General features: G+C 55.0%; 17 protein-coding genes and 1 tRNA gene. 11 read left to right on the top strand and 7 right to left on the bottom strand.

The window, feature by feature from the left end; all coding sequences use genetic code 11:
- Positions 1-743: 743 nt before the first annotated feature.
- The 6 genes from B3B59_RS14685 to mgtE all read left to right on the top strand — a co-directional run bounded on the left by B3B59_RS14685 (position 744) and on the right by mgtE (position 8,135).
- Positions 744-1,874, top strand: coding sequence for a porin OmpC (locus B3B59_RS14685; protein WP_286809425.1), 1,131 nt, complete (start codon positions 744-746; stop codon positions 1,872-1,874).
- A 118-nt stretch (positions 1,875-1,992) separates the two neighbouring features.
- Positions 1,993-3,051 (top strand): FAD:protein FMN transferase ApbE, encoded by a 1,059-nt coding sequence (gene apbE / locus B3B59_RS14680; protein WP_286809423.1) that lies wholly within the window; start codon positions 1,993-1,995, stop codon positions 3,049-3,051.
- 72 nt (positions 3,052-3,123) lie between these two features.
- Positions 3,124-4,188 (top strand): bifunctional DNA-binding transcriptional regulator/O6-methylguanine-DNA methyltransferase Ada, encoded by a 1,065-nt coding sequence (gene ada, locus B3B59_RS14675; protein ID WP_286809530.1) that lies wholly within the window; start codon positions 3,124-3,126, stop codon positions 4,186-4,188.
- Complete coding sequence (gene alkB, locus B3B59_RS14670) at positions 4,188-4,838, top strand: DNA oxidative demethylase AlkB (protein WP_286809422.1); 651 nt, start codon at positions 4,188-4,190, stop codon at positions 4,836-4,838. Before ada ends, alkB begins: the two co-directional genes overlap by 1 nt.
- Before the next feature lie 76 nt (positions 4,839-4,914).
- Positions 4,915-6,558, top strand: a complete 1,644-nt coding sequence (locus B3B59_RS14665; RefSeq protein WP_207292127.1) for a multidrug ABC transporter permease/ATP-binding protein — start codon at positions 4,915-4,917, stop codon at positions 6,556-6,558.
- Between the two features lie 140 nt (positions 6,559-6,698).
- Complete coding sequence (gene mgtE, locus B3B59_RS14660; protein WP_207292126.1) at positions 6,699-8,135, top strand: magnesium transporter; 1,437 nt, start codon at positions 6,699-6,701, stop codon at positions 8,133-8,135.
- Here mgtE and B3B59_RS14655 read toward each other — a convergent pair.
- A complete protein-coding gene (locus B3B59_RS14655; protein ID WP_286809529.1) occupies positions 8,098-9,396 on the bottom strand; it encodes a SulP family inorganic anion transporter in 1,299 nt (432 codons plus the stop codon). The two genes, mgtE and B3B59_RS14655, sit on opposite strands and share 38 nt — an antisense overlap.
- 177 nt (positions 9,397-9,573) lie before the next feature.
- Between B3B59_RS14655 and mqo the strand changes: the two genes are divergently transcribed.
- Together mqo and B3B59_RS14645 are read left to right on the top strand one after the other, a co-directional pair.
- Positions 9,574-11,232, top strand: a complete 1,659-nt coding sequence (mqo, locus tag B3B59_RS14650; RefSeq protein WP_286809421.1) for a malate dehydrogenase (quinone) — start codon at positions 9,574-9,576, stop codon at positions 11,230-11,232.
- Between the two features lie 141 nt (positions 11,233-11,373).
- Entirely contained in the window at positions 11,374-12,762 is a 1,389-nt protein-coding gene (locus B3B59_RS14645; RefSeq protein WP_286809420.1) for a DUF1996 domain-containing protein, read from the top strand.
- A 46-nt stretch (positions 12,763-12,808) separates the two neighbouring features.
- Here B3B59_RS14645 and eco read toward each other — a convergent pair whose 3' ends face one another.
- Positions 12,809-13,285, bottom strand: coding sequence for a serine protease inhibitor ecotin (gene eco / locus B3B59_RS14640; protein WP_263616498.1), 477 nt, complete (start codon positions 13,283-13,285; stop codon positions 12,809-12,811).
- Between the two features lie 206 nt (positions 13,286-13,491).
- Here eco and B3B59_RS14635 point away from each other — a divergent pair, with 206 nt between their 5' ends.
- Positions 13,492-13,752 carry a DUF2534 family protein gene (locus B3B59_RS14635; RefSeq protein ID WP_040074749.1) on the top strand — a complete coding sequence of 87 codons (261 nt, stop codon included), beginning with the start codon at positions 13,492-13,494 and terminating at the stop codon, positions 13,750-13,752.
- A 327-nt stretch (positions 13,753-14,079) separates the two neighbouring features.
- Here the strand turns inward: B3B59_RS14635 and B3B59_RS14630 are convergent.
- The 3 genes from B3B59_RS14630 to B3B59_RS14620 all read right to left on the bottom strand — a co-directional run bounded on the left by B3B59_RS14630 (position 14,080) and on the right by B3B59_RS14620 (position 16,236).
- Positions 14,080-14,156, bottom strand: a tRNA-Pro gene (locus B3B59_RS14630).
- A gap of 72 nt (positions 14,157-14,228) precedes the next feature.
- Complete coding sequence (yejM, locus tag B3B59_RS14625; protein WP_286809419.1) at positions 14,229-15,989, bottom strand: LPS biosynthesis-modulating metalloenzyme YejM; 1,761 nt, start codon at positions 15,987-15,989, stop codon at positions 14,229-14,231.
- 19 nt (positions 15,990-16,008) lie between these two features.
- Positions 16,009-16,236 carry a YejL family protein gene (locus tag B3B59_RS14620; protein WP_040074752.1) on the bottom strand — a complete coding sequence of 76 codons (228 nt, stop codon included), beginning with the start codon at positions 16,234-16,236 and terminating at the stop codon, positions 16,009-16,011.
- Between the two features lie 134 nt (positions 16,237-16,370).
- Between B3B59_RS14620 and yejK the strand changes: the two genes are divergently transcribed.
- On the top strand, positions 16,371-17,378 hold the full coding sequence (yejK, locus tag B3B59_RS14615) for a nucleoid-associated protein YejK (protein ID WP_040074754.1): 1,008 nt from the start codon (positions 16,371-16,373) through the stop codon (positions 17,376-17,378).
- 53 nt (positions 17,379-17,431) lie between these two features.
- Here the strand turns inward: yejK and rplY are convergent, their stop codons facing one another.
- Together rplY and B3B59_RS14605 are read right to left on the bottom strand one after the other, a co-directional pair.
- Positions 17,432-17,716, bottom strand: a complete 285-nt coding sequence (gene rplY / locus B3B59_RS14610; protein WP_040074755.1) for a 50S ribosomal protein L25 — start codon at positions 17,714-17,716, stop codon at positions 17,432-17,434.
- 124 nt (positions 17,717-17,840) lie between these two features.
- Entirely contained in the window at positions 17,841-19,601 is a 1,761-nt protein-coding gene (locus B3B59_RS14605; RefSeq protein ID WP_040074756.1) for a DEAD/DEAH box helicase, read from the bottom strand.
- A gap of 150 nt (positions 19,602-19,751) precedes the next feature.
- Between B3B59_RS14605 and rsuA the strand changes: the two genes are divergently transcribed.
- Positions 19,752-20,459, top strand: coding sequence for a 16S rRNA pseudouridine(516) synthase RsuA (gene rsuA / locus B3B59_RS14600; protein WP_040074757.1), 708 nt, complete (start codon positions 19,752-19,754; stop codon positions 20,457-20,459).
- Positions 20,460-20,472 lie beyond the last annotated feature (13 nt).

Genomic DNA, 20,472 nt, shown 5'->3' with positions numbered 1-20,472 from the left:
TGCTATGTTTAACCCGTTATGGCTGCGCTGCAGGCGGAAAGGGCAGTATAAAGGGTAATAATCGAATTTCCAGCGTCACGCTACCTGATGAGCTGACTTTTTACGTCAGAAAACCCCGCCCGTTTCTTTGGCGAAAATTTGTACACCCTGAAATGTATTGTACAAATTATTAGCGATAATTAAAGAAAATAGCACAATCAAACAAACAATTATATTTGCCGTTCATTTTTGCTGTCTAATTTTCAGCACAACGGCAATTAATTAATAGTCGTTATAGTTTCAGGGCGGTAGCACAAATAATGAATATTTGTGTAGAGAAGTGTAAAAAAAAACCGAATGCAGGGCATTCGGCTCAATTTGGGATAAACAGACATTCAAAACTGAATGACGGTAATAAATAAAGTTAATGATGATAGCGAGAGTTATTTTAGACGGGAGATAAGAAATTGTTTTGTCAATCAGTGCTATAACGCAGTCTTGACTATATCATTGATATTTATAGTTTTTATTAGAATGCGCTGTATGGTATGTTTGTTTTTTAGCTATTTGTGCTGTCAGAAAGTTCCCTCGTTTTTACAAAATGAAACATCCTGGTCGAAAAGTGAAACATCTTCAAAGTTTTCGTATCATATTCCCGTTGGATTATTCTGTATTTTTGCGGAGAATGAAGTTGCCGACTGGTTAAGAGGGTTAATCAGTAAGCAGTGGTAATAAAAATAAGGCATATAACAGAGGGTATAAAAATGAAAGTTAAAGTACTTTCCCTCCTGGTACCAGCACTGCTGGTAGCGGGCGCAGCGAATGCGGCTGAAATTTATAACAAAGACGGCAACAAATTAGATCTCTTCGGTAAAGTTGATGGTCTGCACTATTTCTCTGACGACGACGGTAGCGATGGCGATCAGACCTATATGCGTATCGGCTTTAAAGGCGAAACGCAGGTTAATGACCAGCTGACCGGGTACGGCCAGTGGGAATACCAGATTCAGGGCAACACCTCTGAAAGCGATAACCAGTCCTGGACCCGTGTGGCATTTGCAGGTCTGAAATTCGGCGACGCAGGCTCTTTCGATTACGGTCGTAACTACGGCATTATCTACGATGTCACCTCCTGGACTGACGTTCTGCCAGAATTCGGCGGCGACACCTACGGTGCTGATAACTTCATGCAATCCCGTGCTAATGGCGTTGCGACCTACCGTAACCAGGACTTCTTCGGTCTGGTTGAAGGCCTGAACTTCGCGCTGCAGTACCAGGGCGCGAACGACAACGTAAGCGGCGAGAATGACTCTGCCGGCGGTCGTAGCCTGCTGAAACAGAACGGTGATGGCTATGGCGCGTCTCTGACTTACGATCTGGGCGAAGGTTTCAGTGCGGGTGCCGCTCTGGCCTCCTCTAAACGTACCGCTGACCAGAACGCAGCAGATGTCTACGGCGACGGCGATCGCGCTAACGTATACAGCGGCGGCCTGAAATATGACGCGAACAATGTTTACCTGGCAGCGCAATACTCCCAGACCTATAACGCGACCCGTTTTGGTTCTTCTAACGGCAGCAGCATCACCGATGCCTACGGTTTCGCTGATAAAGCGCAGAACTTCGAAGTGGTCGCACAGTACCAGTTCGACTTCGGTCTGCGTCCGTCCGTGGCGTACCTGCAGTCTAAAGGGAAAGACATCCGTAACAACACCACCAACTTCGGCGATCAGGATTTGCTGAAGTATATTGATGTTGGCGCGACTTACTACTTCAACAAAAACATGTCCACCTACGTTGATTACAAAATCAACCTGCTGGATAAAAACGAATTCACCGAACAGGCTGGCATCAGCACTGACGACATCGTCGCGCTGGGTCTGGTTTACCAGTTCTAAGACGCATAGCGTGTCAGATAAGGGGCCTGATGGCCCCTTTTTTGTTCCTGTAATCGGCTCTTACAAATCCCTGTTTTTGGTGTACTCTTGCCGGGCTCAGGCCAGAGGATAATAAATAATGGATATGACTTTTCTTCGTGTCGGCGTCTTGTCGGCACTCTTTATGTTAACAGCGTGCGATGTCCCGAAAACGCCGGAAAAAAGTGAAAATGCCGCAGTGGCAACGGTGTTAGAAGGTAAAACCATGGGCACCTTCTGGCGCGTTAGCGTTATCAACGTTGATAAAGCCAGGGCTGAAGCGCTACGCGGTAAGATCCAGACGCAGCTGGATGCCGACGATCAGCTCCTTTCTACCTGGAAAAACGACTCCGCGCTGATGCGCTTTAATCACTCAAAAAGCACCTCTCCGTGGCCCGTTAGCGAGGCGATGGCAGATATCGTGACCGAATCCCTGCGCGTGGGCTACAAAACCCAGGGGGCGATGGATATCACCGTGGGGCCGCTGGTTAACCTGTGGGGATTTGGTCCCGACAAACAGCCCGTAAAAACACCCACCCAGCAACAAATTGATGATGCGCGAGGACAAACCGGACTGCACCATCTGTCGGTGTTGTACCAGTACGGTCAGCAGTATCTGGAAAAGAATATCCCCGACCTGTTTGTTGATCTTTCTACCGTTGGGGAAGGCTATGCCGCCGATCACCTGGCCGCGCTGATGGCCGAAGAGGGGATCCCCCGCTATCTGGTGTCGGTAGGGGGCGCGCTGGTCAGCCGGGGGATGAATGCCAGCGATAAACCGTGGCGCGTGGCGATCCAAAAACCTACCGATGAGCAGAATGCCGTACAGGCGATCGTTGACATCAACGGCCACGGCATTAGTACGGCGGGCAGCTATCGTAACTATTATGAGCTGGACGGCAAGCGCATCTCCCACGCGATCGACCCACAGACCGGGCGACCTATCACCCATAATCTGGTGTCCGTGACGGTGATAGCCCCCACGGCGCTGGAGGCCGATGCCTGGGATACAGGTCTGATGGTGCTGGGGACGGAAAAAGCGAAGGAAGTTGTGCGCCGGGAAGGGCTGGCGGTCTATATGATCACCCGTGAAGGTAACGGGTTCAAAACCTGGATGTCACCGCAGTTCAGCGGCTATCTGGTTAACGGAAAAAATTAAAAAGCAAGGTTACGGGTTTTTGTTCTCTGGCGCTCAGGCAGGGTAGGAGTATGCTTACTGAAGGAGCGCATGATGAACAAAACGACCCTGATTAACGATGACCCACGCTGGCAGGCGGTGTTGTCTCGCGACACCGCCGCTGACGGCCAGTTCGTCTTTGCCGTGCAAACCACCGGTATCTTTTGCCGCCCGTCGTGTCGGGCGCGCCACGCCTTACGCCAGAATGTCCGTTTCTTTGACGATGCTGATACCGCCCTTCAGGCCGGCTTTCGTCCGTGTAAGCGTTGTCGCCCCGATGAACATGATCCGCAGGCGCGGCGCGTATTGCTTATCGAGAAAGCCTGCCGCCTGCTGGAGCAGGAAGAGTCCCTCACGCTGGATGCACTGGCGCAGCAGGTGGCAGTAAGCCCTTATCATCTGCACCGTCTGTTCAAATCCGCCACCGGGATGACGCCCAAAGCCTGGCAGCAGGCCGCCCGCGCGGCGCGTCTCCGTAGCCGGTTAGCGCAGGGCGAAAAGATTACCGATTCGTTGCTGGCGGCCGGTTTCCCGGACAGCAGCAGCTACTACCGTAACGCAGACGCCGCGCTTGGCATGACCGCGAAGCAGTTTCGCCGGGGCGGCGATAAGACAACCGTCCGTTACGCGCTCAGCGACTGCGCGCTGGGCCGCTGTCTGGTCGCGGAGAGCGAGCGCGGGATCTGTGCCATACTGCCCGGAGATGACGACGCGGTGCTGCTGAACGAACTGCAGACGTTGTTCCCGCACGCCCGCCACGAGCAGGCAGATACCGGATTTGCCGCACGCGTGCAGCAGGTTATCGCCAGCATTGATAACCATACCCTGAGCCTGACGCTGCCGCTGGATATTCGCGGTACCGCCTTCCAGCAGCAGGTCTGGCAAGCGTTACGCACTATTCCGGCTGGGGAAACCGTCAGTTATCAGCAGGTGGCTACCCGCCTCGGTAAACCGAATGCGGTGCGGGCAGTGGCCCGTGCCTGTGCGGCCAACCGGCTCGCCATTATCATTCCGTGTCACCGGGTAGTGCGAAACGACGGTGGGCTTTCAGGGTACCGCTGGGGAATAGCGCGAAAAGCGGCGATTTTGCGCAGTGAAGCCGGAAATGAGGAGGAGTAATGCTCGATCTTTTTGCCGATGCCGAACCCTGGGAGGAGCCGCTTGCGCCGGGGGCCGTGATCTTGCGCCGCTTTGCGCTCGCCTCTGACTCCGCTCTGATGGCGGCGATTACCGACGTGGCGACGCACGCCCCCTTTCGCCAGATGGTGACCCCGGGCGGGTACACCATGTCAGTGGCCATGACCAACTGCGGCCCGCTCGGCTGGACGACCGACCAACGCGGCTATCTATACTCTCCCCACGATCCGCTCACCGGTCATCGCTGGCCGCCGCTACCTGTCGCTTTTGCTACGCTTTGCCACCGGGCGGCTATCGCAGCAGGCTACGCCGATTTTCAACCCGACGCCTGCCTGATCAACCGCTACGGCGTAGGGGCAAAGCTCTCGCTGCATCAGGATAAAGACGAAGCCGACCTGCGGGCACCGATTGTTTCGGTCTCGCTGGGATTGCCGGCCGTCTTCCAGTTTGGCGGAATGAAACGTAATGATCCCCTACAACGCCTGCTGCTGGAGCATGGTGATGTGGTGGTGTGGGGCGGAGCATCGCGCCTCTTTTATCACGGGATTCAACCGCTCAAGCCAGGCGAACATCCCCTGACCGGCGAGTATCGCTACAACCTTACGTTCCGCCAGGCAGCGAAGAGCGAATAAAAATAAGAATTATTCTTGATGTAAGCGGCGGGCAGTTTAAACTGCTGGCTGTTTTTTCTTGTCCGGATAGCTCTGCATGGAACTCCTTCTTCTGGTCTGGCGACAATATCGCTGGCCTTTTATTGCGGTGATGGCGCTAAGCCTGCTCAGCGCCGCGCTGGGCATAGGGCTCATCGCCTTTATCAATCTGCGTTTAATCGAAACGGTCGATACCACCCTGACGGTGCTACCCGAATTTCTCGGCTTGCTGCTGTTGCTGATGGCGGTAACGCTGGGCTCACAGCTGGCGCTGACCACGCTGGGCCACCACTTCGTTTATCGCCTGCGTAGCGAGTTTATCAAGCGTATTCTGGATACCCACGTAGAGCGCATCGAACAGTTAGGCAGCGCTTCGTTGCTGGCTGGGCTGACCAGCGATGTGCGTGCCATCACCATTGCCTTTGTGCGTCTGCCGGAGCTGGTGCAGGGGATTATTCTGACCTTCGGATCGGCAGCCTATCTCGCATTCTTGTCTACCAAAATGCTGGCCATCACCGCACTGTGGATTGTGATCACCATCTGGGGCGGGTTCGTGCTGGTGGCGCGGGTCTACAAACATATGGCCGTGCTGCGTGAAACCGAAGATAAGCTCTACAACGATTATCAGACCGTGCTGGAAGGACGCAAAGAGCTGACCCTGAATCGCGAGCGCGCTGAACACATCTTCAATAATCTCTATGTTCCGGATGCCCGCGAGTATCGCCACCATATTATTCGCGCCGATACCTTTCATCTGAGCGCGGTAAACTGGTCGAATATTATGATGCTGGGCGCTATCGGCCTGGTGTTCTGGATGGCGAACAGCCTCGGCTGGGCCGATACCAACGTGGCGGCAACCTACTCGCTGACGCTGCTGTTCCTGCGTACGCCGATGCTCTCTGCCGTGGGTGCGTTGCCGACCCTGCTGAGCGCGCAGGTGGCATTTAATAAGCTTAACAAATTTGCGCTGGCGCCCTACAAGCCTGCGTTCCCGCGTCCACAGGCCTTCCCGAACTGGCAGACCCTGGAGTTACGCAATGTCACGTTCCACTACCAGGACAACGCCTTCGCCATTGGGCCGGTAAATTTAACGATCCATCGCGGTGAGTTGCTGTTTCTGATTGGCGGGAACGGTAGCGGCAAATCAACGCTGGCGATGCTGCTAACGGGCCTCTACCAGCCTCAGTCAGGCGACATCCTCCTTGACGGCAAACCCATGAACGTTGAGCAGCCTGAAGACTACCGCAAGCTCTTCTCGGCGGTCTTCACCGACGTCTGGCTGTTTGACCAGTTGCTGGGACCAGAGGGCAAACAGGCCGATTCGGCGCTGGTCGCGAAGTGGCTCGACCATCTGCAAATGTCGCATAAGCTCGAGCTGGAGAATGGCAAAATTCTCAACCTGAAGCTGTCGAAAGGGCAGAAGAAGCGCGTGGCGCTACTCCTGGCGCTGGCCGAAGAGCGTGACATCATTTTGCTCGACGAGTGGGCGGCAGATCAGGATCCCCACTTCCGCCGCGACTTCTACCAGGTGCTGCTACCGCTGATGCAGCAGATGGGCAAAACCATCTTTGCCATCAGCCATGACGATCACTACTTTATTCATGCGGATCGGCTGCTGGAGATGCGTAATGGCCAGCTGAGCGAGCTGACCGGTGCCGAGCGCGATGCTGCCTCCAGGGATGCGGTTGCCCGTACTGCCTGACTTCTTTGCCCGGCCGTCCCAATGGCCGGGTATTTTCCCTCTTTATGCTCTTTTTTTGTTCATCTCCGCCCGTCGTTTATTCTTATTTACATATCCTGCCGCTATTCTTAATGCCATCACATTACATGGATTTATGATCAATGCCGTTAAAGAACAAAAACAGCGCAAGGCTGCGCGATGAAGAGCGTGCGCGACTGATCTGGTTGATGACCACCGATAAAGCGCTGGTCTCCACGCTGCTGGGTAAACTGACCCTGGCTGAGCAATATGACGTCGGCACCTTAGCCGACGATATTGCTGAGGTAGGGGCACTGGTGTCGCATCTGCCACCGCCCGATCTTGCCGATACCCTTGAAGCGTTGCCCCGGGAAGAGCGTCTCGCTCTGTGGCGGCTGGTGGAAGATCACGAGCGCGGCCAGGTGCTGCTTGAAGCCTCAGAGAACGTCTGGGACGACTTGATCGAGGAGATGAGCGATCACGCTATCCTTGACGCGCTCCGGACCCTGGATATTGATGAGCAGATCTACCTCGTACAGCATCTGCCGCGTAATCTGACGGGCCGCCTGCTGGCCTCGATGCCGGCTGATGAACGCGCCCGCGTTCGCCAGGTGATGCATTATGAGAAAAACAGCGTCGGCGCGATCATGGAGTTTGGCGTGATTCTCGTGCGCCCGGACGTCACTCTGGGCGCGGTGCAGCGCTATCTGCGACGTCTGGGGAAAATGCCCAATAACACTGACAAACTCTTTGTCACTTCACGGGATAAAACCTTGCTGGGCGAGCTGGATCTGCAAACCATTCTGCTGCACGGCGCGAAGCGGCGAGTGAGTGAAGTGATGGAGCCCGATCCGGTGATCTTCATGCCGGAAGATGACGCGGAAAAAGCGGCGCGCACCTTCGAACGTGACAACCTGCTCAGCGCCGCCGTCGTGGACTCGACGGGCAAATTGATGGGACGTGTGACCATCGATGAAATCGTTGATGTGGTCTATGAAGAGACCGATAACGATATGCGCGCCATGGGGGGCTTGAGCGCGGAAGAGGATGTCTATGCCCCGGTCAGTAAAGCGGTAAAAACCCGCTGGGCGTGGCTAGCCATCAACCTTTGCACCGCCTTTATCGCCTCGCGGGTGATTGATGGTTTCGAACATACCATCTCGCAGCTGGTCGCCCTGGCCTCGCTGATGCCGATTGTCGCGGGGATTGGCGGCAATACCGGTAACCAGACCATTACCATGATTGTCCGTGCGCTGGCGTTGCAGAACATCCAGCCCGGCAACTTCACCTTTTTAATTTTCCGCGAACTGGGCGTGGCGCTTATCAACGGTCTGGTGTGGGGCGGGATTATGGGCGGAGTGACCTGGTGGTTGTACGATGATATGGCACTGGGCGCGGTCATGACCCTGGCAATGGTGCTCAACCTGCTGGTGGCGGCGCTGATGGGGGTGATTATCCCGATGACCATGAATCGTCTCGGGCGCGACCCCGCAGTGGGGTCGAGCGTGATGATCACCGCCATCACCGATACCGGGGGTTTCTTTATTTTTCTTGGGCTTGCGACGCTGTTTCTGCTGTAGCGGCGTGCTTGCGCTTAAGACGGGCCGGGATGATCGCCATGGCGATAATCCCGCCTACCACGCCAATGGCCAGGTTACCGGTTGAAACGGTCGCCGCAACGGTCACCAGCATCACCAGCGTTTCAGCCACCGGCGCACCTTTCACCGTACCGGGCTGGATGCTATGCCAGCTGAAGGTTTTCACCGCGACGATGGCCATGATCCCCGCCAGCACCGCCATCGGGATTTTGGCCATCACTTCGCTCAGCGCGGTCACCAGGAGCAGGAGCACCAGACCGGCAGCGAAGGTGGATACGCGACTGCGGCCTTTGCCCATCTCGACGTTCACGATGGTTTGCCCGATCATCGCGCAACCGGCAATCCCACCAAAAAAACCAGCCAGGATATTGGTGACGCCGAGCCCGATGCTTTCCCGGCGCTTGCTGGAGGGGGTTGCCGTCAGCTCATCCACCAGTTTTGCCGTCAGTAACGACTCCATCAGTCCGACAAAGGCGATACTGAGCGCACAAGGCCAGATAATGCTGAGGGTGTTCAGGTTTAAGGGCACCAGCAGTTCAGTCAGCCCTGGCAGTCCGCCGCCCATGGAACCTTCATCGCCTACGGTCGGCAGGATCTGTCCGCTGGTGACGGTAAACAGGGTCAGCAGCACAATAGCAATCAGCGGGGAGGGGACACTCTTAATGTAGCGTGGCACCCACAGCACAATCAGTATCGTCAGTACAAACAGACCGACAATCAGCGGGCTTTTGCTCCAGAAGTGGGGAACCTGCGCGAAGAAGATCAATATCCCAAGGGCGTTAACAAACCCGGTCATCACCGACTGGGGAATAAAACGCATCAATCGTGCCATCCCCAGCGCGCCGAAGAGGATCTGAATTAACCCGGCGAGCAGTACCGCTGGCAGGATGTACTGCACGCCATGCTGCGCCACCATCGGACCAATGACCAGCGCCACCGAACCGGCTGCCGCGGTGACCATCGCCGGGCGACCGCCCAACACAGAGAGCCCCAGGCAGAGCACCACCGAGGCAAAGAGGCTAACTTTCGGGTCGACGCCGGCCACCACAGAGAAGGAGATCACTTCCGGGATCAGCGCCAGGGCGGTGATAACACCCGCCAGAATTTCGCGGACAAAGAGATTCGGCGAGCGCACGATATGCGCTACACGGCCCTCATCGGGCTGGTGAGAGGTCAGGATTTTAGACATAAGGCTTCGCAGGTCAGGGCGGGCTTCCGTGCGCGCGATCACAAAGTGCAGCATAGTAGCCAGAAAATGGTCGCGTTGCCAGTCCGATGCGCCATTCCCGTATAAACAATCCACCATTAAATTTCACAATTACAATAATTTCGTAACCTTTAAACAATATTTAAATGTTGCTACCGTTGCCCCGCAGCTTATTTCACCTGCAATTTCCACGTATAACTTAAGGCATAAATGATGAAAAAAATGACTGCCGTGCTCTTTTCGCTGGCCGTGGGGCTGAACGCTGTCTCGATGGCGGCGAAGGCTGACGCACCAAAAGAGCAGCAAACGGATGTCCTTTTAATTGGTGGCGGGATCATGAGCGCAACGCTCGGAACCTACCTGCAAGAACTGCAGCCAGACTGGTCAATGACCATGGTTGAGCGCCTGGATGGGGTGGCGAAAGAGAGTTCGAACGGCTGGAACAACGCCGGTACCGGCCACTCGGCATTGATGGAGCTGAACTATACGCCGCAGAAGAAGGACGGCTCCATCAGTATCGAAAAAGCGGTTGAGATTAACGAAGCGTTCCAGATTTCTCGTCAGTTCTGGTCTCATCAGGTGAACAGCGGCGTGCTGCACGACCCACACAGCTTCATTAACACCGTGCCACACATGAGTTTTGTCTGGGGCGATGACAACGTTAACTTCCTGCGTGGACGTTATGCCGCCCTTCAGCAGAGCACCCTGTTCCGCGGGATGAAATACTCTGAAGATCATGCACAGATCAAAGAGTGGGCGCCGCTGGTGATGGAAGGGCGTGATCCCAACCAGAAGGTAGCTGCAACCCGTACCGAAATCGGCACCGATGTGAACTACGGTGAAATCACCCGTCAGCTGGTGGGCGCTTTGCAGAAGAAAGAGCACTTCAACCTGGCGCTGAATACCGAAGTCCGTGGCTTTAAGCGTAACGCTGATAACTCCTGGAGCGTAACCGTAGCCGACCTGAAGAACAATGAAGAAGAGCACGTCATTAAGGCGAAGTTTGTCTTCATCGGTGCCGGCGGCGCAGCGTTAAAACTGCTGCAGGAAACCGGTATTCCGGAAGCCGACAACTATGGCGGTTTCCCGGTGGGCGGCCAGTTCCTGGTCTCTGAAAATCCGGAAGTGGTGAATCGTCATCTGGCGAAAGTGTATGGCCAGGCCTCTGTGGGCGCACCGCCAATGTCTGTACCCCATATCGATACCCGTATGCTGGATGGCAAACGCGTCGTGCTGTTCGGGCCGTTCGCGACCTTCTCCACGAAATTCCTGAAAAACGGTTCGCTGTGGGATCTGCTGAGCTCCACCACCACCTCAAACATCGTGCCGATGATGAACGTCGGGCTGGATAACTTCGATCTGGTGAAATACCTGATTAGCCAGGTCATGCTCTCTGATGAAGAGCGTTTCGAGGCGCTGAAAGAGTACTATCCGCAGGCGAAAAAAGAGGATTGGCGTCTGTGGCAGGCAGGTCAGCGCGTGCAGATCATCAAACGTGATGAAAAAGAGGGCGGCGTTCTGCGTCTCGGCACTGAAGTGGTGAGCGATAAAGAGGGCACCATTGCGGCGCTGCTGGGCGCTTCTCCAGGCGCATCTACCGCTGCACCTATCATGCTGCACCTGATGGAAAAAGTGTTCAAAGATAAAGTCGCGACGCCGGAATGGCAGGCGAAACTGAAAACCATTATTCCGTCTTACGGCACCAAACTGAACGGTAATGTGGCAGCGACTGAACAGGAGCTGGAGTACACCAGCCGCGTTCTGCAGCTGAAATATGAAAAACCGCAGGCGGCCGATGTGGCGCCAAAAGCGGAGCCGCAGGGCAAGCCCCAGCCGGCAGTTAACAAGCCCGTGGCAGATATCGCACTGTAATGTCACGCTGAGAGAAAAAGGCCGGTTCTTCCGGCCTTTTTTACGCGTAAAGCAAACCCGCGAGGAAAAGTACCCCGCCAATATTTAGTCGTGCGCACGCGCTTTTGATACCAATGTGGCCTTTCATATCAGGAGATAATAATGAAAAGGACCACCCTCTCTGCCGCGATGGCGTCGGCCATGCTGCTTCCCTCCCTTTGTGCTCACGCCGGCCCGCAGGCTCACGTGGTTTGTGCCATGAGTCATACGCGTGGCGATGACGCGATCATGATGTACGGTATGCCCAATCAGGCCATGTGGCATGACTTTTTCGGCAACACCCATGCCGATGCCTGGTCGGATTATTCATCGCTGCGTCAGCGCCCTGAGACCACCTGCGATAACAAAGCCGATAGCTCTGCTTACTGGGCGCCTTCTCTGCGTCTGCCGGATGGTACGGTCGTGCAGCCTGCTTATCAGAAAACCTATTATCAGGCTTCGCATGTTACGCAATATCCACTAACCCCTTTTCCGGCGGGGCTGGCGCTACTGGCAGGCGATCACCATGGCACGCAGCCTAACGGCAAAATTACCTTCTTATGCGCCAACGGCAAAGGTTACAGCAATAAGGTGGGTGAGGTATGCGGACTGCGTAAAGCCAAAGATGCGGTGCAGTTCAATATCGGTATCCAGTTTCCCAACTGCTGGGATGGGATCCATCTTAAGCCGCTGCACGGTATGAAAAATGCCGTTTATGACGTGAAAGGGCAGTGTCCATCCGGGTATCCGGTGAAGATCCCGACCGTCAATATGAATGTGGCCTATGTGCTAAAGGGCATTACCTTCCTGGATACGGCAAAAGCGCAGCTTTCTCTCGATCCCACGATGAATGGAGATATGCGGGAGGAGCATTGGGGGAGCCTCTATACGGCCCACGCCGACTTTATGAACGGCTGGACAGAGGAGGGGGCGCGATTTATGACCGATCTCTGTATGAACCAGGGGATGGACTGCGGTACCAACGTGCCCTACGGGTATTCGAAGGCGCTGGCGAATGTCACTGTCAGCAGCGAGACTCCATCAGGGCAGGGGCTGCAGATTAGCGATAACTGGAAACAGGGGGGCCGTACCCGCAACCCGGAAACGCTGAGCCTGGTGAAATTTGCCATCCCACCGCTGCCGGCCGGGCAGGATCCTGCGCAGTTTAAGTACCGTATACGCCTCTATGGCGGGAAGGTAGAGAATAATGGTGCCGATCAGATCTTCTTCTATCCGGCGAGCAATGACTGGGATCCTGCCACGGTGAACTGGAAACAGCGTCCTGCCTGCAGTTATCGCTCAGAGGCGTTGCTCTATCTCAATCATGTCCGGGAATACCGGATGGTGGATGTCGATACCGCAGTACGTAAAGCACTGGCCGCAGGGAAAACGGAGATCTCCTGGTATATCGGCGGCGATCGGCAGGGTAACCATTATCAGTTCAACACCGCTGCGTCGAAAGAGAGCCTTGTGCTGATGCTGACAGGCTTTAAACACACGCCAGAGATTTAGGTGAGAAGGGGTTCCAGGCGAGCGCTGGAACCCTGAAATCGCCTCTTTAACGCACTTGTGCGTCGTCGATTTTCTCGTCTGCCTTCCAGAGGCGGTACTTCACCTCGATATTTTCCGGGGTATAGACCACAATCGGCAGCTTGCTGTTATAGCGCAGCAGGCTGTGGTCGCCGAGGTATGCCGTAACAAATTTCTCGGTTTTCTTGCCGTCCGGACAGGCCATCATCGTTGAGACCGGTGAAGTAACGTTATCGAAGCGGTAGTAGTCGTAACCCCAGCCTTCCAGCGTTTTTTGGGACAGCTCGCCGCCAAGTCGGTGCTGATTGCAGTCCACTTCCAGCGTCTTACCAATCAGCAGTTCGACTTTGTACTGCGCCTCATCCTTCTGCTCCGGCAGCTGGATCACCTGACGTTTCATCCCTTTTTCGGCCTGCGGGAAAGGGGTCAGAATATCATTGCTGGCAAAAGCGCTGGTACAGGTGGCCGCCAGCAGGGCGATAGCAATCTTCGGTACTTTTTTCACAATCATTCCTTTTGTTCAACGATCGTGGCAAGCGTAGCATATTGAACCCTCACTGACAGGGGGATTTACTTAAATTTTCTGTTTAACCGGTTTAATCAGCTGGTTGTTTGCTTATTGTTTAGTGTTAAATGCTGATATGGCGTGACCGGCAAGATCGTGGTAGGGTTAGCGGCAATCATGGTTATTCATCTGTAAAGGAAAGAGCGATGGTACGCGCAAAGCTTAACACCCCGTCGGGCAGAAAATTTCTTCTGGCATTGTTGGTGGTATTTTCAATTGCGGTGGCCTGCGTCGGCCGCGCGACCATCGTTGGTGTCATTGAACAGTACAACATCCCACTCTCTTCGTGGACGACCAGCATGTTTGTTTTGCAGTCGGCCATGATCCTCGTCTATAGCACCGTCTTTACCGTGCTGCTGGCCATCCCGCTGGGGATTTTTTTCCTCGGTGGCAGTAATAAACAGTAAGCCCCGCACGGTAATACGCCAGACCAGCCCACGGGCTGGTTTTTTTTACCTCTGAAAAACGTGCCTGATGAATTAACGATACCCGGTCGCGTTTTCACATCTCACCCTTTTGGCTTGTTCACTCTGGTAAGCGGCGTTGTCTTCTGGCGCGGGCATCATCCGGGAAAGCTGGGGGGGCGGGGTAGACATTTCAGATCGGGGCGTTTAAACCGCTGGTAACGCTCGTTTACCTGCTGCGTTGGCTGCCAGAATTGGTCTCACCCTCAGCGAGGGTTTATTACAGGCATAAAAAAACCAACCGTAGAAGGTTGGTTTCTTTGGGATTTTTGGTCGGCACGAGAGGATTTGAACCTCCGACCCCTGACACCCCATGACAGTGCGCTACCAGGCTGCGCTACGTGCCGACACTGGTAGCTAATACTACTCAATTTACGGTCTATTGCAAGCGCCCTGACCGCTAACTGATTTAATATTAATCAGTTAGCGATGAAGCGTTTCTCATCGGTCAATACCTGCAGCAACAGGCTGAGCTGCGGTTTCTGATCGTTGATTCTTTCGCCCTTCAGGGTATAGGTCTTATAGGTGCCGTTGCTATTCAGCACCAGCGACAGATTGGGCGTCATCACGGTCAGCGTATTTCCGTCTGCGGCGGTCACCCAGTCATGACGACGCGTCGCGCTGAACAGATCCTGCCCCTGTGAGTACTCGTTAGCTGGCGTATTCACATGCAGTAAGCGCTGCATCAGCGTGGTCATCACATCTTTATGATCGGTAAGCCTGTTGATGCGCTGGGAAGGTGTGCCCGGCCAGTGAATAACCAGCGGTACCTGCAGGCGAGGGCGAGACCATTCCATGCTGTCGCGATCGCTACCCAGCGCCACGCCATGGCCCGCCGTGATCACCACCACGGTATTTTCCAGCTTGCCAGAATCGCGTAAGGCGTTCAGCACACGGGCAATTTGAGCATCGACCTCACCGGCCGCGCGCGCATAACGCTGGTTAAAGCCCTTCTGCTGACTGTCGTCGATTGCGGTGCCGTTCAGGGCGACCCACGAGAACCAGCGGTTATCTTCCTGCGCATAACGCTGCAGCCAGTTAATCCACTGACCGGCGGTTTGCGCATCAGTTTGCGTTTTGGCGGTAGGCAGAGAGAAATCGGACAACAGCGCCTGACGATAGAGCGGGCTGCTAAAGCCGTCTGAAGAGAAGAGCCCCAGCTGATAACCCTGCTGATTCAGCGCGGTGATCAAGGCCGCAGGGATGCGCGCCGACAGCACGCCGTCCATATAGGCAGGCGAAATCCCGTAGAACAGGCCAAAGATCCCCGCATCCGTCGAATTACCGGCACTCATATGCTGCGTAAAGTTAATGTTCTTATCCGCAAATTCGGCCAGCGTCGGCATCTGTTTTTCGAAGCGCGAGTAGTTCAGGCCGTCGACGGTAATCAACAGCACGTTCTGGCCCTGGCCCATATCGCGGAAACGCAGCGGGCTGAGTGGATACTGCACGGATACCGCTTCCGGATTGCCCTGCTCGACAAGACGGCGCTGATACTCCTGCGCATCCAGCAGACCGTGTTTTTCCAGAAAGCGTCGCGCGGTCATCGGATAAGAGAGCGGCAGGTTGGCGCGCTGCATCGTGACCGGACGATAGAAGTTGGCATCAGCCCAGATATACATAACGTGTGAGCTGATAAAAGCGACGAAAAAGAGCGCCGCAATGGGTTTGGCGTAATGACGGCGACGCGTCAGGCTACGCAGTTTTTGCCAGCTCCAGGTGGCAAAAAGCATCTCAATCATCAGGATGATAGGCGCGCTGATAAACATTAGCTGCCAGTCACGCGCGGTTTCGTTCTGGTCGGGGTTAATCACCAGTTCCCAGACGATGGGATTGAGATGCAGGTGGAAACGGGTAAAGACTTCGCTGTCGATTAACAGCAGCGTCATGCCTACAGTGGCCAGAATCGCGGAGATAAACCGCATAAGCCGCTGCGACATGACAACGAAGGTCAGTGGAAACAGAATCAGCAGATAGGTGGCGAAAACCAGAAAGCTAAAATGGCCAATGACGCTGATCCAGGAGTAAATCCGCCCGGCCAGCGTGGTTGGCCAGTCGGCTACAAACAGATAGCGGCTGCCAAGCACCATCGCCAACAGAATGTTGAACAGGGCAAACCAGTGCCCCCAGCTTACCATCTGGGACACTTTTTCGCGGTAGCGCTGACGATTCGTCACCATAAGCTGTCGTTCGTTTCCCTTAGTGTGCCGGGTCGTCGTTAACCGAGGACTGCAACGCCTGTGCGAAGGATTTCGCAATGGCCTGACGTTGAGCCGGAGCAACGCTGGTATTAATCAGGTTGGTCACCATATTCCCCAGTACCATCAGGGAAAGGTCGGTTGGCGTTTTGTGTTTTTCCAGTACGTTAACCAGCTCACTCAGAAGCTGTTCTACGTGTTCGTCACTGTAGCGGGAATGTTGTGGCATAAATCAAAATCATTTCGTTGATGAAAGGGCAACATAGTACCGTAGCAACAGCATTTTTTCCCCTTTTTTATCTTCTATTGCGCACATGCGCAGGGGATGGTTGAATACCGCCCGGTCTAACAGGAGAGTTTATCATGAGTCTGGATATCAACCAGATTGCGCTGCACCAGCTTATCAAGCGTGATGAGCAAACCCTTGAGCTGGTGCTGCGCGATACGTTACTTGAACCGACGCCAACCGTCGTGGACATGATGGCGGAGCTACACCGCGTCTATAGCGCCAAAAATAAAGCTTACGGCATGTTCAACGAAGAGAGTGAACTGGCGCAAAGCCTGCGCTTACAGCGTCAGGGCGAAGAGGAGTTCCTCGCCTTTAGCCGGGCGGCGACCGGACGCCTGCGCGATGAGCTGGCAAAATATCCTTTTGCTGACGGCGGTATCGTGCTGTTCTGTCAGTACCGCTACCTGGCGGTAGAGTATCTGCTGGTGACGGTGCTGAACAACTTAAGCAGCATGCGCGTAAATGAGCAGCTGGACATCAGCTCGACCCACTATCTGGACATCAATCATGCCGATATTGTGGCGCGTATTGACCTTACCGAGTGGGAAACCAATCCGGAATCCACACGCTACCTCACCTTCCTTAAAGGGCGGGTAGGGCGTAAAGTGGCCGACTTCTTTATGGATTTCCTCGGCGCCAGCGAAGGGCTTAACGCGAAAGCGCAAAACAAAGGCTTGCTGCAGGCGGTGGACGACTTTACCGCAGAGGCGCAGCTCGATAAATCCGAGCGTCAGACCGTGCGTCAGCAGGTGTACACCTACTGCAACGAACAGCTGCAGGCGGGGGAAGAGATCGAGCTTGAGTCGTTATCGAAAGAGCTGGCGGGCGTCAGTGAAGTGAGTTTCCAGGAATTTACGGCTGACAAAGGTTACGAGCTGGAAGAGAGCTTCCCGGCGGATCGTAGCACCCTGCGTCAGTTGACCAAATTTGCCGGGAGCGGCGGCGGGCTGACGATCAACTTCGATGCCTTGCTGCTGGGTGAGCGCATTTTCTGGGACCCGGCCACGGATACCCTGACGATCAAAGGTACTCCGCCAAACCTGCGCGACCAGCTTCAGCGTCGCACCTCCGGCGGCAAATAAGCGCCATAAAAAAACCCCGCAGAGCGGGGTTTTTTTATTCAACTTGTCAGCGATTACGCGCGAACGAAGTCGATGTGAGACAGTTTTGGCTTGAACGGGTGACGCTGCACCGCCTGAGCTTTAACTTTCTCTTCTTTACCGTCAACAACGATAGTCAGAACTTCGCTGTAGAACTCAGCTTTGTTCTGCATGTTCCACACTTTGTCGTGGTCCAGTTCGATTGCGACAGGAGCAGCTTCGCCGCCATAGATGATGGCCGGGAATTTGTTAGCTGCGCGCAGGCGGCGGCTCGCACCCTTACCCTGCTCTTTACGTGCTTCTGCATTGATAGTGAACATTGATTTCTCTCTGTATATAGATCCTGCTACAGGCGACCCAGCAGCAGGCAGGTGTTCTGCTTCACGGATGTGAGGCGGGCGGCATTTTATACGTAATCAGCGCTGACATCAATGAAAACTCCCTTTAGCCACGCAATTCATTCGCCCGGCGGTAGCGCCCTTCGTAGTCAAACACCTTCTCGCGCACCTGCCAGAACTGCCCTTTTTTACGGGCCACCACAAAGTCCGGATGGCGAAGCAACGCCTGCTGGTGAAGGATATCCCCGGCGGTGATCCAGCGCAGGGGCACCCCTGGCGTACGGGTATGCGGACGGATAAACAGCTGTTCGAAGGCGGTACGCTGGGCGGGTGTGTGCAGACGGAAGCGCTCACTCACATCGGCACCGTCTTCATCGTAATAGGTGATTTTTAACCACTCGCCTTTCTCATCCGCCCCCTGGGCCAGCACCATGCCGCTACAGCGCAACACCAGCGCATCTTTCAGCTTCAGCGCCGCTTTTAACATATCGTCCGGATCGACCAGCACCGTATCGCACTCGCGGCAGCGGCGGGCAGCAATGTCGTTTTCAGCATTGCATTGCGGACAATTTTTAAAGCGGAAACGATAATCGCACTGCTCGCGATGGCCGTCGTCATCCTCCAGCCAGCCCTGACAGCGCCGGCCAAAGTGTTCAATAAGGGTGCCGTCGGCCGTTGTCTTTCCCCAGAAGGTATTGGCGAAGCCGCATCCGGGGCAAAATACCTGCACCGGAACGTTGTCACTTTTGCCTTTTGGCGTACCCACTTCCGGGGCATACAGGTCGTGGGGATTGCCGGCGTAATCCAGAATCAGGCAGTCGGTTTTACCCGGCGACAGACGCAACCCCCTGCCGACGATCTGCTGATACAGGCTCACCGATTCGGTAGGGCGCAGAATCGCAATCAGATCCACGTGGGGAGCATCAAAACCGGTGGTCAGGACCGCTACGTTCACCAGATAGCGAAACTGCTGCGCTTTGAAGGCTTCAATTAAGCGATCGCGTTCGCTGCCCGGCGTTTCACCGGTGATCAGCGCCGCATCGTCAGCGGGTAACAACCCGGTGATTTCGCGGGCGTGTTCCACGGTGGCGGCAAAAATCATCACCCCTTTGCGGGTTTCGGCAAATTCCATTATCTGGCTGATAATGTGCGGGGTAATACGATCCTGTTTTTTGAGTTCGCGATTAAGATCCGCTTCGCTAAACAGGCCATTACTCTGCACCTGCAGGCGGCTAAAGTCGTACTGCACCACCGGCATATCCAGCCGCTCAGGCGGGGTGAGGTAACCGTGCTTTATCATGTAACGCAGGGGTAACTCGTATATACAGTCGCGAAACAGCGCTTTGTCTGTGCCGCGCACCATGCCGTGATAGTGGAAATGGTAAATCCAGCCTTTGCCCAGACGGAACGGCGTGGCAGTTAATCCCAGCAGCCGAATCGAGGGGTTAACGCTTTTCAGATGGGCAAGGATCTGCTGATACTGGCTGTCGTCGTCATCGCTGATGCGATGACACTCGTCCACAATCAACAGCGAAAATTCGCTGCGGAACTGATCCAGATTACGCGCCACCGACTGCACGCTACCAAACACCACTTTGCCGTGGCTCTCTTTACGCTGCAGGCCGGCGGCAAAGATATCCGCCTCAAGGCCGAGGGCCAGGTACTTGGCATGGTTCTGCGCCACCAGCTCTTTCACATGCGCCAGCACCAGCACGCGCCCGCGCGCCAGCCGGGCCAGTTCGGCGATCACCAGGCTCTTGCCAGCCCCGGTAGGGAGCACAATGGCCGCCGGTTCTTTATGCTTGCGAAAGTGGGCGAGGGTCGCGTCAACCGCTTCCTGCTGATAGGGGCGAAGAGTAAATGTCATGGGATCTCAGTTTGGTTATCTCGCATATAGTATGCCACGAAACTTTTTCCCTTGAGTGGCGCAGATAGCCCGTTATACTGGCTTCTTCAGACTGCCTCTTTTCCGGATGTGTTGTCCGGCTCCTGGCACCATTAAGGCTAAAAATACTTCATGCGACTTGATAAGTTTATCGCTCAGCAACTCGGCGTAAGCCGCGCTATTGCCGGGCGTGAAATTCGCGCCAGCCGCGTTACCGTGGATGGCGATATTGTGAAAGATAGTGCGTTCAAACTCCAGCCTGACCATCAGGTTGAGTACGACGGTAATTCGCTGACTCAGCAGAATGGCCCGCGCTATTTCATGCTCAATAAACCGGAAGGTTATGTCTGCTCCACCGACGATCCGGATCATCCGACCATTCTCTATTTCCTTGATGAGCCGATGGCGCACAAGCTACACGCCGCCGGGCGTCTGGATATCGACACTACCGGACTGGTGCTGATGACCGACGACGGTCAGTGGTCGCACCGCATTACCTCACCACGCCATCATTGTGAAAAGACATATCGGGTGATGCTGGAATCACCGGTGAGCGATAATACGGCGGAACAGTTCGCGCAGGGTGTACAGCTGCATAATGAAAAAGATCTGACCAGGCCGGCCACGCTCGAGGTGATCACACCGACCGAGGTGCGCCTGACCATCAGCGAAGGGCGTTACCATCAGGTAAAACGTATGTTCGCCGCGGTGGGTAACCACGTGATTGGTTTACACCGGGAGCGTATCGGCGCCATCGAGCTTGATGATGATCTGGAACCCGGTGAATACCGCCCGTTAACGGATGAAGAAATTGCCAGCGTTGGCCTGGCTCCACGCTAATCCAGGAGTTTAT

The organism is Leclercia sp. UBA2479, from assembly GCF_002341985.1.
Lineage (GTDB): Bacteria > Pseudomonadota > Gammaproteobacteria > Enterobacterales > Enterobacteriaceae > Enterobacter > Enterobacter pneumoniae.
This window is presented reverse-complemented; position numbering and strand designations above follow the sequence as displayed.